Below are 14,946 nucleotides of genomic sequence, written 5' to 3'. Positions count from 1 at the left end.
TTGATGGACACCCGGTTAAGCTAATCCCACCTTGCGCTCGAACGCAACCGGGCTGAGATAGCCGATGGTCGAGTGCCTGCGGGTCGTGTTGTAAAATCGTTCGATGTAGTCGAACACATCGGCGCGTGCCTCGTCTCTGGTTCGATAGATCTTGTTGGCCGTACGCTCGGTCTTGAGCGAGGAGAAGAGGCTCTCCATCGCCGCGTTGTCCCAGACGTTGCCGGAGCGGCTCATGCTGCAACGATGCCGTGGTCGGCCATCAGGCGCTGGAACTGCTCGCTGGTGTACTGGGACGCTCGGCGGCGAACTGCCGGTCAAGGAGGTTCGCCGGTACGGTCTCGAGCTGTCGATCGCCGTCATCCTTCGGCAAGCGCCGACGTCGCGGCCGCGCCCGCAAGCCTTGCAGGCGCATCAGCCGCTCAATCCGGTGCAGGCCGCAATCCGCCCCGTCGGCGAGCAGGTCACGCCACACCCGGCGTGCGCCATAGGTGCGGTCGCTGGCGACGAAGCTGGCCTTGACCTTGCCGCCGAGCTCCTGGTCGCTGCGGGATCTGGCGCTGGGAGAGCGGTTGAGCCAGGCATGGAAGCCCGACCGCGACACTCCCAGCGCATCGCATAGCCATGCCGCCGGCCAGATCGTCCGGTGCTTCGCGACGAAGGCGAACTTCATGTCGCTTCCTTCGCGAAGTAGGCTGCGGCCTTCCTAAGAAACAGCCGGATTGGCGTCCCCCGGAAGAGCCTGTAACACGAAGCCCAGTGATTTGGCTCGGCGCTGAAGGTTGGCGAGCACACGGCTGCGATATTGTCGCTCATATTGGTCTGCACCCGGATCTCTGTAGGGCATGCCGTGCCGCAGGGTGTTGTAGCATAGAACTGCGATCTTGCGGGCGGTCGCCGTCACCGCCTTTGATTTGCCTGCACGTGAGGATAGCCGGCGATAGAATGCGCCGAGCGCCGTATCGCTCCGTCCGACAGTAGTGGCCGCCAATCGCAACAGTGCGGCTGCCCGACTGGACGATCTTCGTGTGCGTGAAGACAGCACCTTGCCGCCGGAGATTTTGTTGCCCGGTGCAAGGCAGCGCCACGAGGTGAAGTGCTTGGCGCTCGGCCATGCCCTCAGATCCGTGCCGCACTCGCCGATGAGCTTCAGCGAGAGGGACGGACCTAACCCATGGATCTCAGTCAAATCGACGCCGAGCATTCCGTACAGCGCGGCCCTGACATCGAAGGTAGGTGTGTTGACCTGCTTGGTCTTAACGCGTGGCTTTGATAACTTTGCGCCCGCTTTTGCCCCTTTGTTGCTCAATACGGCGATCAAGGCTTCGAGCTTGCGGTCGCAGTCCAGCATCTTCGCCTGGTAAACGTCGTATAGTTCCAGCGATTGACGGAGGGCGAAGACATGTTCTTCCCGGTCGTTGCCCACCAGTGCCGCGCGGATTGTCTCGGTCGAAGAATGACAACGCACGTCCCGATAGGTTGCCAACACGTCGGGATTGCGCTCGCCTGCAACAACGGCTCGGATAATCCGCATGCCGGTCCAGGTGGCGCGGAGGTGGATGGTCACTACCAAGGCTTGAGGGGGCGTCGAAAGCCTGGCTCTTGGCTTTTGGTGCGATCTTTTCAATCGAGCTTATAGGAGGCCTGAAAGAACGTACCCCAGCGTTCCATGCTGTACTTCGCAAGCATGGTCGGCTCAACGCAGCCGCTGCTGCTGCACAATGAGTCGCTTCGGCTGTTGGTCCACATCGCCCAGTAGCGGCCACCGACGCCGACGCTGAAGTTCCTGGTGACGAAGTAGGACAAGACGCCTTCAACCTGGACGCCTCGGCCCCCATTGCTCCGTTGTTCATCAAACATGGTCGTCGGGCGCAAGAGATGATGGTCACGCCCCTTGAAATCGGTCCAGGGCAGGTAAGCGACGTCAGCGTTCAAACGCCAACGCTCGGTGAGCATGGTTTCGGCGCTTAGGCCGACACGAGCTGCATTCCACTGAGTATTCTGGCTGCCAACGACCTGGTCGTCGTCCGGCGCCAAGCATGGAGGTGGGGCAGCTATCTGTACACACCCCCTCGAATCGGAGCTCTGTTCGTAATACGTCCAGCCGATAAAGCCGCCGACATTGTAGTTGGCGGCGCGGAGGAAATCATAGCCTACGTCGGCCGTGTAGTAGGTGTACCTCCCGTTGGCCTGGCCTGATATCGTGTTGACATAGGAGAGGTTCGGGGGGAGGCCCCAATCTTCGTCGTTCATGTGTCCTTTGTCGAAGCGCCCAAGGCCAATGTTGCCCTTCAGGAACACCCCCACGGGCTGTCGAGACGGCCAAATAGCTCCCCGGAAAGTCCGTCAAGTCCGTGATAGGTGAGCCTCGATATTAGCATGCTGGGGTCTTCAAGGCCGCCGGAGGCCACTGCGCTGCGGTCCCATTGGAATCGACCCCGGCTGAGCCAGAGTCGCGATCCGCCTTCGAACGACCAACCGGCCGTGTAAGCAATCGGCGCCGCGCCGGCGGGCGCTTTTGCGTAGAGCGGCGCATCGGGCCAACGCACCACCCACGGGTCGGCGCCAAAATGGTAGTTCAACCCGATCTTTCCGATGTGATAGCTGCTGGAGAGGCTGGTTATGTTCGCCGGAAGAATGGCGAACGGCGGATTCTGCACCGTCGGAGGCGTTGCGACACTCGGCCCGCCGAAATGGAGATAGTCATACTCGACGTTGACCGACCATGCAGACGTAAGTGCTTGCTCGACGCCTAGCCCGATGACGCCACCGAGGCGACCATAGTCGAAATGGGTTTTCTCCTGTGGCGCGCCGCCTTCAAAGTTGTTGACGACGTCGCCTCGATTGTTTTGCCAAGCCACTCCTCCCTTAAGATAGGCCAACGTGCGGCCCAGCGCGCCAAACGCGTAACCGACGCGCCCAGTCCCGGTGGCAAAGACGTTGGGACCTGCCTTGCAGTTTGCACTCACGACAAAGCCGGAGGCGGCGAGGCAAGTATTCGTGCCGTCGGAGACAGCACCGCTGGCATCGAGTTCGACGCCGAACACCCAGCCATTCTTCTGCCAATTGTAGCCGATCTGGCCACCCGCGAGAAGCACTGGGGTATCGACGACATCGCCATAGATTGACGGACCGTAGGATTGCTGAAGGAGGTTCGGCCGTAGCCGCCGCCGAGGTGCCCGCCAATATAGCCTCCCGACCAGTTCCACACCGCGGGCGGCAGTTTCACTTCTGGCTCAAGGTCTGCCGCGTTCGCTGCACCGTTTGCGACGAGCGCAATTGTCGTGGCTCCTAAAAGAAGAACTCCGGATCGCATCCAACACTTCCCTGTATTGTCTCGGCCCACGACCGAGCGCCCTTAAGTTATCGCCGCAGCAAACCGTCGGGGCGGACCAGACGCTAACAGCGACGCGCGCCGAGTCCGCCCCCGAGGATCATCGCAAGCGATTGGTGGTGATGCCGCAAAGAGAGCAAGTCGCGTGCCGAAGTGAATTCGCAGGCTATGCAGGCACTTCGTCGCGGCGTGTGGCGCCAAGTTGCTCACATTGGTCTCGATACCGACAAGGGCCACGTTACCCGAGAGTGGCCCGCTCGCGCGCTGAATGTGTACGCGCGGTGGCGCGTGCAGACCCGGCCCGTGTGATGTCAACAGGAAGCCCTCTGCGCTTCCCCGACTACGGCGCTGTGTCGCCGTTGATTTTAATTTCACCGAGTCCTACTGATGGGACTAGGGTCTGTACCTAAATAGCGCCACGTGATTCTCTTGCCTACGTGTTGATTCGGGGGCGAGAGAATGCGCGCTGGTTTGTTTTGGCTGAACGACAGGCAATGGGCGCGTATCGAACCGCATCTGCCGAGGGGACTGACGGGGCCGGATCGGGACGACGACCGACGCACCGTCAGCGGCATCATTCACATGCTGCAATCGGGTGCACGATGGCGTGATTGTCCACGTGAATACGGCCCTTACACGACGATCTACAATCGCTTCAATCGCTGGGCCAAGCGAGGACGATGGTGCGCAATCTTCGAAGCGCTGGCCAAGCCTGGCGAAGACGGCGTCGTACTGTCGCTCGACTCGACCTCGATTAAAGCTCACCGGTGTGCCTCCGGCGGAAAAGGGGGGAGCACAATCAAGCAATCGGCCGCTCGCGCGGAGGCCGCACGACAAAAATCCATGCGCTGAGCGATCCGCTCTGCCGGCCGGTCGTCCTGCATCTGACTCCAGGCCAGGATGCCGATATCGCTGCGGCTCCCGATGTCCTGGCGCTCGCGCCACCCATGAGCGTGCTCCTCGCCGACAAAGGGTATGATGGCGACAAGCTTCGCGGCGCAATCATTCGTCGTGGCGCCAAGCCCGTAATCCCCAATAAATCTAACCGTGTCGTCATCCATCGCTTCAACAAACGCGCCTACAAAGGACGAAATGTCATCGAACGCTGCTTTGGCAGGCTCAAGGACTTCCGGCGCATCGCCACGCGATATGACAAGCTCGCCCGTAATTTTTTGGCCGCTGTTCATCTCGCCGCTCTCGTCGCATATTGGCTCAATTGAGTCTGGACCCTAGCACTACTTTGGCAGATTGTTGATTTTGCCGCGTTTTATAGGATTCCCGAATCAATTTTTCAATGATTCATGGGTGGTCGGCTCTTGGAGGGCTGACCATGCCGGGATGGGAAGACGAACTCGAACGCTGGCTGATGCCGTTCTTGGACCGGCTGGGTCATAAGACCCGGCAGCGGATGTGTCCTCTGTATGTTGCGGGATTGATCGGTCCTGGCGATCGCAAGAGCGTTCAGCCGATGGCGGAACGCCTTGTCACGAGCAACTACGACCAGTTGCACCATTTCATTGCCGACGGTGTCTGGGACGCGACGCCGCTGGAGACAGAGCTGCTCAACCAGGCGGACCGACTCGTCGGCGGCAGGGATGCGGTGCTGGTTATTGATGACACCTCACTGCCGAAGAAGGGTGAGCGATCGGTCGGTGTTGCGGCGCAATACGCATCGGCTCTCGGTAAAACTGCAAATTGCCAAACGCTGGTGTCTTTAACGCTTGCGCGCGGCGAAGTGCCAGTGATGGTCGCGTTACGTCTCTTTCTGCCTGACAGCTGGACAAGCGACATGCCCCGTTTGAAGCGCGCTCGCGTGCCAATCGAACACCGAACGCCACGGTCCAAGCCGGAGATCGCTTTGGCCGAGATTGACCGCGCGATGGCAGCCAACATGCGCTTTGGATGTGTGCTGGCGGATGCAGGATACGGCCTCAGCGCACCGTTTCGACAAGGGCTAACAGAGCGCGGGCTGGCCTGGGCGGTCGGTATCCCTCGGCACCAGAAAGTGTATCCCGTCGATGTGAAGCTCATTTGGCCGATCACCAAAGTCCGTGGCAAACCACGAAAGCACCACGTGCCCGATATCTTATCGATTGCGGCAGAACAAATGCTGGCCAGCGCCAAATGGAAAACCGTGAGTTGGCGTAGCGGGACGAAAGGTCGGCTCAAAGCCCGATTTGCTGCCCTCCGTGTCCGCACCGCCGACGGCCCTCCGCAGCGGATATGGGATAAAGGTCAGCAGCATCTCCCAGGCGACGAAGTCTGGCTCATTGGCGAGCAACGTGCCTCCGGGGAGAGCAAATACTATCTCGCCAATCTTCCGGCGACGACGGATCTGCGCACGCTGGCCGCCACCATCAAGGCACGGTGGATTTGTGAGCAGGCGCATCAACAGTTGAAGGAGGAGCTTGGACTTGATCACTTCGAAGGGCGATCATGGCAAGGTCTTCATCGCCACGCCCTTATGACAATGATTGCCTACGCCTTCCTGCAACATCGTCGCCTCGCATACGCGGGGCGGAAAAAAAAAGAATCAACGGGCCTCCGCCTCAACCAACCATGCCCGCCGTACGCCATGCCATCGTCGATCTCATCCTTCGGCCGCCGCCTCAGCAATGCCCATATTGCCGAAAGCAAATCCTTGAAAAACAGCGGCCAAAACACATTCTGCCAAAGTAGTGCTAGTCCTCTGGAACGCAAGTTCGTCACATTAGTTGATAGCTCGAATCTCTACAGAGGAGAGTGCTCGTGGCGAATGCGGGTGTGCGAGGCCGGCCGATCGCGCCGCTGGTGCTTAGTCCGCAGGAGCGGGCGTACTTGGAGAGGCTCGTCGTCATCGCGTTGCCGAATCGCTATCTGAGCGCTGCCGCGCGATCCTGCGGTGTGCAGATAGTCTGCCAAGCAAGTCGGTGGCTGCCAAACTTGGCATCCATGAACACACCGTTGGCAAGTGGCGCCGCCGATTCTTGAAGGATTGCTGTGATGGCCTGCTTGACGAAGCCCGTCCTGGGCGCCCTCGAACCATCGACGACGATCAGGTTGCTGTGGTAATCGAGCGGACATTGCGTACGACGCCGCGCGACGGACGCACTGGTCGATCCGCTCGATGGCTGCGGAAACTGGCTTTTCTCACACCACGATCGGCCGAAAGTGGACGGCGTTCGGCCTGCAGCCGCACCGCAGCCAGACATTTAAACTGTCGAGCGATCCGCTATTCGTCGATAAGGTGCGCGATATTGTCTGGCTTTACCCGAACCGAGCCATTGTCCTCAGGTCTTCATCGCCACGCCCTGATGACAATGATTGCCTACGCCTTCCTGCAACATCATCGCCTCGCATACGCGGGGCAAAAAAAAGAGAATCAACGGGCCTCCGCCTCAACCAACCATGCCCGCCGTACGTTTCGCCATCGTCGATCTCATCCTTCGGCCGCCGTCTCAGCAGTGCCCATATTGCCGAAAGCAAATCCTTGAAAAACAGTGGCGCAAACGCATTCTGTTCGCGGTAGGGACACCCATCACTGGGCGCCCCCCGCGCAGATCCCGGCGAGCCCAATTAAGGCACCGGGCTCCTACCTCGGGTGTTTGACGGCGAAGCGCAGCTTCGGCCATGGATGAAGGATGCGAGCCTTGGGGAGCCAGTCATCGGTGATCTGCGTTATGCGATCCCAGGTCAGACAGGTCCGCTGACTGCGCCGCCGAAGCGTCCGCCTCCAGAGATCGGTCAGATAGAACCGAAACGCATTGAGCGCTCGGCATTCGTCGGGACAGCAAAGTGTCAATCGGCCTGTAAATTTGGCTCTGACTCATATGTGGAACGGCCCGGGCTGCAAGATCTTTCTCCGGTTGAACGAGGGATGACGGTGCGGTCATATGTTCGGCCTGTAAGCACGGCACCTGGCCGCTGGCCACGATGATATCCGCGGAAGCAATCGCCCAATCAATTTCTCGCGCTCGAAGCGCAGTGAGTCAGGCGGTCTGATTACTGCCGGGAATGGCGTCATTCGGGGTTCATCCAGATTTACACCTTGCCTCCTCGGCAGTCCTTTTCTTCTGCCGGAGAGCTCTTCAGATTAGGATTTTAGCATTGCGGTTGGCGCCTGATAAATGCCGCCCCGGACCAGCAAAGCCCAGATGGTGCGCGCAATCTTGTTGGCAAGCGCCACCGATACGACCTTGACCGGCCGTCTTTGGAGCATGGTCCGAATCCAGACCGGGACTTTCAAGCCTCGTTTGGCAAGCTTGATGATCGAGGTCGCACCAACGATCAAAAGCGTCCGTAGTTGCCGATTTCCGCGCTTCGATATCGCGCCGAGCCGATCTTTTCCGCCGCTTGATTGCGCCCTCGGCGTCAGCCCCGTCCAGGCCGCGAAGTCTCGCGCAGTCGCAAAGGCGCGTGCGTCCAGGACGGATGTCCGAACGGTGGCCGCGATGAGAGGACCGACGCCTGGGATGCTCATAAGTCGTCTAGCATGAGGATCCTGTCTTACGGCCGCTAAAATCTCCCGGTCGAGCTTTTCTATGCGGGTTGTCAGCAACTCGATCTGCTCAGCGAACTGGATCAGGGCAAACCGGGCGGCGCTGGGAATCCTACTGTCTTTCTCATCCCGGAGAAGCACCAAGAGTTTTGCGATGCTTGTCATGCCGGTCCCGGCGATAATACCCAATTCAGCCATATGTCCGCGCAAGGCATTTGCCGTCTGACTGCGCTGTCTCATTAGCATCTCTCGCGTTCGCAAAACCATGCCGGCTGCTTGTTGTTCGGCAGTCTTCACCGGAACGAACCGCATCGTCGGGCGGGTGATCGCCTCGCAGATGGCCTCTGCATCCGCCGCGTCGGTCTTATTGCGTTTGAGTAGAGTCGAGGAGAGGCGCGGTGATGCGCTTGTTGCGCGTTCCGTTTCCTCTCCCCGCTCATCAAACCGGACGTGCGGTTTTCCCGCATCCGGCTTTCCGACAGGTTTCGTCACAAGGCGCACGTCGGCGACACTTTGCGCACGCGGTTCAGCACAAGTACGCCAGGGTTCCCATAGATCTGATCAGAGAACCGTCTGACGCCACGTCCTGGCGTCTTATGTCGTCTGCGCAGAAAGGCGAGCACGCGGTCAAAGACGTGTCGATCAACGGCCTGATGAGCCGTAGCAAGCGAGCCATAGCTGAAGTAAGCGGACCAGCCGCGCAGAAGGCGGTTCAGTCGTGCTTGTACTTCGAGCCAAGCGCCCTTGTTGCCCGGCGTCAGCAGTTCGCTGACCTTCCTCTTGATCCGCAGCACGCTTTTCTTCGACGGAGCCGCGCCAAGATACCACCGCCCCCCATTGCGGAAGTGGCGGGGTCCGAGCGTGTACCCAAGGAAGTCAAAGCTTTCCAATCGGGCATTCTTCACCGAGGTTTTAGTCTCGTTGAGTGTCAGCCCAAGCTTGGTCATCACCGCTTTCGTCCACGTCAATGCGTCTTCCGCGTGGCCGCGGCTGAGAATGACGAAGTCGTCGGCATAGGAGATAATCTGGCCATGGAATGCTTCACACCGACCGCTGAGACGCCAATGCTTCAGGAACCGGTTCATGTAGATGACGGAGAGCAGCGGACTGATGACACCCCCCTGTGGCGTGCCACACTTGTTGCTCTTACCGCCGCTCATGCGCCGTTTCCCGTTGCTATCCCGCTCCTCGACCGGTACTCGCAGCCATAACTTAATCAGCCGCAGCACATTCCGGTCGACGATGCGTCGGGCCACCGATTTGAGGAGGTCCGAGTGCGGTATCGTGTCGAAGTATTTCGACAAATCGGCGTCAACAACATCTGTGTAGCCCCGGCACATAAGCCGGTGCACTTCCTTGACGGCATCGACCGCGTTGCGGCGCGGGGCGATATCCATAAGCTCCGTCCTCAAAATCCGCCTCGAAGATCGGTTCCAGCACGATCTTTGCAGCAGCTTGGACGACCCGGTCCCGGATTGTTGGGATACCGAGCGGACGTTCGCCGCCGCCGGGCTTCGGGATCATCACCCGCCGCACCGGATCGGGCCGATAGGTCTTCGTGACGAGTTCATCGCGCAGGCCAGCCAACCATGCTTCGAGTCCCGACGCGTCGATCTGTTCGAAAGTTATTCCGTCCACTCCCGGCGCACCCGCGTTGGCGCGGGCCAGCTTGTAGGCATGGCTCAGAATGTCCTCGCGGCAGATCTTGTCGTACAGCACGTAGAAGCGGAAGGCAGGCTCCGCCTTCGCCTTACAATAAAGCTTTCTCTGAAGGCTCCTGATCTTATCGGGCGTTTCAAGGCTCATCGCCAATCTACCCTTTCCCTCGCCATCTTCAAAAGCGCACCTGAAGTCAGGGTCCTTTCCTCCGCCGGAATTACCCGGTTTCATCGGTACCTTTGACCCTGTCCGACTCCCGTCCGGTCCATCGACTACTCAATGCTGAAGGCGCGACCTTCGACCAAGACGGGTCTCCCCCGATTACCCGTACTACCTTTCCAACGTGCCGTGCCCATTACCCCGGTGAACCAGACAGGTGCGTGCGTCGATTGCTTCCCTGTCCGCACGGCCTTCCCCGCCATACGATCGGGTCGGCATTCACATCGTAACTTTCGAGGCGTGCTCAGGCTTCACTCACGTTACGGCCCGCTGGATTGCTCGGCCGCCTAAAGCGACCTTTGTCACGAGGCTTCGATCCGTCCGATTGCTCGTCCAAACCGCTCGTCAGCTACCAGATCAATCGACAACTCTCTGGGTGGATCCTTCCTCCACTGGTAATACGCGCCGTCGGGGCGCACCGTAGGGCTTCACGTAGGCCGGCGGCATCAGGCGGACCGAGTGGCCCAGCGCTGCGATCTCGCGCGCCCAGTGATGGGCACTCGCACAAGCTTCCATGCCCACCAAGCAGGCGGGAAGCCCGCGAAAGAACGGCAGAACCTGGGATCGCCGCAAGGTACGACGAACCAAGACTTGGCCGTTATCGGCGACGCCATGAACTTGAAAGATCGACTTGGCCAAATCCAACCCCACCGTGATAATCTTCTCCATGGAACGGTCCTTTCTTTGTGGCGCCTATTAACGCGACCACGTTAGGCACTTTTGATGCCGGTTCGAAGGGCCGTTCCACACCATCACTTTTGATGCAGTTTGGGGGATGCGTGGCGCTTTGATTGGAGGAGAATCAACGCCATGCAGCAAGCACTCCACCGCTCCAGTCTGGTGCCGCGTGGGTTTGTTGTAGAGAGTGCGTACTACGAAGGTGATAAGGCCGTGATTGAGATCCGGGCGTCCGGAAGCGTCGGTCTGTGTCCCTTGTGCGGAACAGTTTCTCGGCGTGTCCATAGCCGGTATCGGCGACGCGTGACTGACCTCCCGCTTTCGGGGCGGATCGTACAGCTCCTGGTGGTCGCCCGCCGCTTCCGCTGCGACGCCGTCCTGTGCGGGCGCCAAATCTTTACTGAGCGCTTCGACGAAGGGGTGCCGGCTCCATCAGCGCGACGCACGGCGAGGCTGGACTCCATTGTCCATCACCTCGGTCTGGCTCTTGGCGGACGACCGGCGGCAGGCTTCGCAAAACGGCTGATGCTGCCGGTGAGCAAGGATACGCTCCTTCGCGTGGTTCGACGCCGTAGCCGTCCGCCGGCTGACCCGCTCAGGATTATCGGCATTGATGATTGGGCCTGGCGGCGCAATCACCGATACGCCAGCATCATCTGCAACCTGGAAAGGCGCCGGGTGGTCACCCTGCTGCCGGACCGTGAGCCCTCGACCGCCCAAGCCTGGCTCGCCGCCCATCCCACGATCGCGATCGTCGCCCGCGACCGCGGCGGAGGATATGGCGAAGCCGCAGCAAAGGCCCTGCCGCACGCGGTACAGGTCGCAGATCGTTGGCATTTGATGGAGAACGCCAGCCGGGCCTACCTCGATGCCGTCCGAAAATCGATGCGCCAGATCCGCAGCGCAATCGGAGCAACTACGATCAATCCCGAGCTGCTAACAGCTGCGGAGCGTCTCCAATATGAGGGCTATCTCCGGCGCGAGGAGGCTAACGCGACCATCTTGAGCCTGTCGAAAGGTGGGACGCCGATCAAGCAGATAGTGCGCCAGACGGGCCACAGCAGGGGGCTGGTGCGACAGGTGATCCGCGGCGAACGCCATGATGTCTTCCGGACCCGGGAGAGCTCTCTCGATCAGCACCTGCCATGGCTCGACGACCAATGGGCAGCCGGTTGCCGAAACGGCGCTGAACTTTGGCGCCGCTTACGGGCGCGCGGTTTCCGAGGCTCCCTTCGTGTTGTCGGCGAGTGGACGACTCGTAGACGGCGGGCCGAAAAGACTGATGTCGAAACCCTTCATCGGATTCCATCGGCCAGAACGATCGCTCGTCTCATGACCGTCGGACGGGATACGCTATCGAAGGCAGAGACGGTGACCGTCGCTGCGGTAGAAGCTGGCGTGCCACCCCTGGTCGAGGCACGCGAGATCATCGCCGAATTCCACCTGATGATCCGACGCAAGACCGAGGCGGGCCTCGTCCCATGGATCGAGCGCGCTCGCGCCAGTCTTGTTGCATCGTTCGCCCGCGGCGTAACGAACGATGAAGCGGCGGTTCGGGCGGCGATCACCTCGCCCTGGTCCAACGGACAGACTGAGGGGCAGATCACGCGCCTCAAGCTCGTCAGACGCCAAATGTACGGCCGTGGCAAAATCGATCTGCTTCAAGCCAGACTAATCGGCGCAGAATAAACCCAGCTGCACCAAAACTGCGTCAGAGCCAATTTTGCAGACGATGACGTAATTGCGGTCGGCGCCCGCGGCTCAAAAAGGTCCGCTATCTTCAAGCCTTCCCGCAATCTCACGAATCGGAGGGGGCCATGAAGCAATATGTTGGGCTGGATGTCTCGCAAAAAGAAACGTCGGTATGTGTGGTCGACGAAGTGGGTCAGATCTTGTTCGAAGGAAAGGCAAAGTCCGCCCCCGGGGCGCTCGCGGCATTGCTTCGCAAGCGGGCGCCACAAGCGGAGCGCATCGGATTTGAGACCGGGGCGATGGCGAGCTGGCTATGGCATGAACTTCGTAGGGTCGATCTCCTAGTGGTTTGCATCGACGCGCGGCATGCCCACGCGGCTTTGTCCGTACGCATGAACAAGAGCGATCAGAATGATGCTCGAGGTCTGGCCGAACTGGTGCGGGTTGGTTGGTATCGAGAAGTCAAGGTCAAGAGCGAGGAAAGTCAGAAGATCCGCGCGATACTCGTCGCGAGATCCCGGCTCGTGTCCATGCGCCGAGACATCGAGAACCAGGTCCGGAGCTTGATCAAAGAATACGGCTTGCTGTTCCCGCGCGCAATCGGCCAGCAGTTCCGCAACCTGGTCAGCGAGCTATTGGGCGATAATCATCCACTCCTTAGCGTGATCTCGCCGCTCCTGTTGATCCATGAGCATATCTGTCAGCAGCAGAACAAGTTCGACGACGAAGTTCGCCAGTTGGCGAAGGCGGACGAGACGACGCGCCGCCTAATGACCGTTCCCGGTGTCGGCGTGGTGACCGCCTTGACTTTCCGCCATACGATCGATGACCCATTGTCGGCGTTGACAGTCGGCGCCTACCTCGGCCTTACACCTCGGCGCAACCAATCTGGCGAAACTGACATCAACGGCAAGATATCTCGATGGGGCGACCGGCTTCTCCGAACCTACTTGTTTGAGGCCGCCACCGTACTTCTCTATCGGACAAAGAAGTGGTCTTCCCTCAAGGCCTGGGGCATGAAGCTCGCCAAGCGGATCGGTATGAGGAAGGCAAAGGTCGCTGTCGCCCGAAAGATCGCAGTCATCCTTCACTGCATCATGGCACATCCTTCGACTGGGGGCAGCCGCAGCCAGTCTGATATTTGCTCGCAAGTTCCTGGTCCGGTCTGCCGGACTGGCGATGTCCCGCTGGGACGGTGTTGAGGCGACCTCGTTCATTCGGCTGGTGGCGGCTCGACCGTACTCCGCTGCAAACGTTGAGGCGTCCGACCCGGACATCATCATGAGGCGCTGCGCGACCTCGGAAAGGACCGTGACCCCAGTGAAGACATAACCAGCCCGGGCGATCCAATGCCTGGCCGGCAAAGTACGCATCAGCCGCGCTCGCGCCGTCTCCGCAACCCTGACCAGCTCCGACAGCGCGAGCGCTACCGTCGTGCCGTCGGAAAGTTTAAAAGGTGATTGACAACAATCCGCAATTAAAGGGCCGAATGACAGTCTTCGCGCCGCTGAATGCCTGGATGTTCAAGGCCATGAGCGGCCATAATGTTCAGATTCTGTCCGTTTCGATCTTCATCATCGGTAACCTGATCTGCGCGATCGCTCCGAACTTCCTCACCCTTGCTGCAGGCCGCGTCATTTCGGCCTACGGCGCGGCGATGTTCACCCCGTCGGCTACCGCGCTGGCCGTGGAACTCCTGCCGCCAGCCCGCAAAGGGTTCGCGTTGTCTCTCATCTTTGGCGGCATGACTGTTTCACAGGTTGCCGGCGTTCCTGCCACAAGCTGGATCGCGGATGCTATCGGCTGGCGCTTCTCATTCGGTTTCGTCGTCATTGCCGGGCTTCTCGCATTGATAATCTTCGCTCCGATGATGTCCGGAATAGCTACCAAGGCGCCGGAGCGCGGAAACAGCCCGATCTCAAAAGGCCTCTCCAAGGCCACCTACGGTATCCTTTCCGTGACGTTATTCGTCGTCGTTTCCGAGTTCATCGTTTACTCCTATGTGAGCGTATTCATCATCGGTTCTCTGCTTGCCGGGGTGCCGCTGCTCTCAGCCGCACTCTTTGCCTACGGCTTCGGAGCCGTGACGGGAAACGTTGCGTGCGGCGTTCTGACTGACCGTTTTGGCCCGTATAAAGTTCTCATTGCGGTTGTAGGCGCGCAACTCATCCTGCTCGTAGGTTTGGTTGCGTTCAGACAGCATGGTGCCCTCACCGTGCTCATCGCCTTCTTTTGGGGTAACGTGAGCTACATGTATCTCGTCCCGATCCAGCACCGTCTTCTCGGTCTGGCCGGAGATAGGTCGAAGCTGGTACTGGCGATGAACAGCTCGACCACCTTCGCGGGGATCGCCATTAGCGCTTTTCTCGGCGGCATCCTTGTCGAGACTAGCGGCGTCCCGTCTCTGGCTGCGGCATCGATCCTGATTGGTCTCATCGGCATCGGGCTGGCTGTTGCCTTCATGCGTGACGCAGCACCTGCAGAAACCGCGACTGCAGCATGTCCGAGATGATATCGCTCAACGATCGAGTTATTGCAGTCCCACAATTAAGAACGAAGCCTCAAACGGCATTTCCGCAGCGTGCTATGCATTTGGATCGAAGCCGCACGCGTTCCGCCTCGTACGAAACAACTAAGGGGCCGCCCTGGCGCCTTCAAGGCGATGCTGGCTCGCTTGAACCAATTGGAGGCGGAGATGGACGCCTTGAAGGGACAACGGGTCTCGACCCGGCACATATGGCGGCGGGCGGCGCGTCCGTGTCGCTCGGCTACGAGGGTGGCGTACGGTGGCGCGCGGGTTCATCCGAGGATGAGGAGCCCCATTTCCAGCCACGAGAGGCCGAGCCGGAGGCGTCCAAGGGCGGGCTCGGCAGGGCCACGCGACAAGCTG

8 protein-coding genes and 7 pseudogenes are annotated in these 14,946 nt (G+C 60.0%); 7 read left to right on the top strand and 8 right to left on the bottom strand.

The features are described 5' to 3' along the window. Window positions 1–15 precede the first annotated feature (15 nt). The 4 genes and pseudogenes from ABIA42_RS01715 to ABIA42_RS01700 form a co-directional block, all read right to left on the bottom strand. A pseudogene (locus tag ABIA42_RS01715) lies at window positions 16–703 on the bottom strand (IS3 family transposase); the annotation flags it as partial. Further along, window positions 704–1,537 (bottom strand): annotated as a pseudogene (locus tag ABIA42_RS01710) (transposase); the annotation flags it as partial. 83 nt (window positions 1,538–1,620) lie between these two features. Then, window positions 1,621–2,250 carry an omptin family outer membrane protease gene (locus tag ABIA42_RS01705; protein ID WP_245285779.1) on the bottom strand — a complete coding sequence of 210 codons (630 nt, stop codon included), beginning with the start codon at window positions 2,248–2,250 and terminating at the stop codon, window positions 1,621–1,623. A 38-nt stretch (window positions 2,251–2,288) separates the two neighbouring features. Further along, the gene (locus ABIA42_RS01700; protein ID WP_259223832.1) at window positions 2,289–3,095 is read right to left on the bottom strand and encodes an outer membrane protein; all 807 of its coding nucleotides are present in this window, start codon (window positions 3,093–3,095) and stop codon (window positions 2,289–2,291) included. Window positions 3,096–3,790: 695 nt separating this feature from the next. On the opposite strand from ABIA42_RS01700, the gene ABIA42_RS01695 reads away from it, so the two are divergent. The 4 genes and pseudogenes from ABIA42_RS01695 to ABIA42_RS01680 all read left to right on the top strand — a co-directional run. Then, a protein-coding gene (locus tag ABIA42_RS01695) for an IS5 family transposase (RefSeq protein ID WP_244611316.1) occupies window positions 3,791–4,551 on the top strand; the annotation gives its coding sequence in 2 pieces (ribosomal slippage) (window positions 3,791–4,130 and window positions 4,130–4,551; 762 coding nt in all). A 74-nt stretch (window positions 4,552–4,625) separates the two neighbouring features. After that, window positions 4,626–5,976, top strand: a pseudogene (locus tag ABIA42_RS01690) (IS701-like element ISBj6 family transposase). Between the two features lie 103 nt (window positions 5,977–6,079). Continuing rightward, window positions 6,080–6,602, top strand: a pseudogene (locus ABIA42_RS01685) (helix-turn-helix domain-containing protein); the annotation flags it as partial. Window position 6,603: 1 nt separating this feature from the next. Further along, window positions 6,604–6,804, top strand: a pseudogene (locus tag ABIA42_RS01680) (IS701 family transposase); the annotation flags it as partial. Window positions 6,805–7,403: 599 nt separating this feature from the next. Here ABIA42_RS01680 and ABIA42_RS01675 read toward each other — a convergent pair. The 4 genes and pseudogenes from ABIA42_RS01675 to ABIA42_RS01660 form a co-directional block, all read right to left on the bottom strand. Further along, on the bottom strand, window positions 7,404–8,300 hold the full coding sequence (locus tag ABIA42_RS01675) for an IS110 family transposase (protein ID WP_370115721.1): 897 nt from the start codon (window positions 8,298–8,300) through the stop codon (window positions 7,404–7,406). Continuing rightward, complete coding sequence (locus ABIA42_RS01670) at window positions 8,297–9,205, bottom strand: reverse transcriptase domain-containing protein (RefSeq protein WP_370157109.1); 909 nt, start codon at window positions 9,203–9,205, stop codon at window positions 8,297–8,299. The genes ABIA42_RS01675 and ABIA42_RS01670 overlap by 4 nt, the downstream gene beginning before the upstream one ends. After that, entirely contained in the window at window positions 9,120–9,620 is a 501-nt protein-coding gene (locus tag ABIA42_RS01665) for a hypothetical protein (protein ID WP_370157108.1), read from the bottom strand. Before ABIA42_RS01665 ends, ABIA42_RS01670 begins: the two co-directional genes overlap by 86 nt. A 486-nt stretch (window positions 9,621–10,106) precedes the next feature. Then, window positions 10,107–10,355, bottom strand: a pseudogene (locus ABIA42_RS01660) (IS110 family transposase); the annotation flags it as partial. A 141-nt stretch (window positions 10,356–10,496) separates the two neighbouring features. On the opposite strand from ABIA42_RS01660, the gene ABIA42_RS01655 reads away from it, so the two are divergent. From ABIA42_RS01655 to ABIA42_RS01645, 3 genes and pseudogenes are all read left to right on the top strand, one after another. Continuing rightward, a complete protein-coding gene (locus ABIA42_RS01655) occupies window positions 10,497–12,053 on the top strand; it encodes an ISL3 family transposase (RefSeq protein WP_018645229.1) in 1,557 nt (518 codons plus the stop codon). 128 nt (window positions 12,054–12,181) lie between these two features. Next, window positions 12,182–13,194: pseudogene (locus ABIA42_RS01650) on the top strand (IS110 family transposase). Between the two features lie 318 nt (window positions 13,195–13,512). Next, window positions 13,513–14,568 carry an MFS transporter gene (locus ABIA42_RS01645; protein WP_223153711.1) on the top strand — a complete coding sequence of 352 codons (1,056 nt, stop codon included), beginning with the start codon at window positions 13,513–13,515 and terminating at the stop codon, window positions 14,566–14,568. Window positions 14,569–14,946: the final 378 nt, after the last annotated feature.

The organism is Bradyrhizobium sp. USDA 327, assembly GCF_041262065.1.
In the GTDB taxonomy this organism is placed as follows: domain Bacteria; phylum Pseudomonadota; class Alphaproteobacteria; order Rhizobiales; family Xanthobacteraceae; genus Bradyrhizobium; species Bradyrhizobium liaoningense.
The sequence above is the reverse complement of the archived record's forward strand: the minus strand, read 5'-3'. Positions and strand labels throughout refer to the sequence as shown.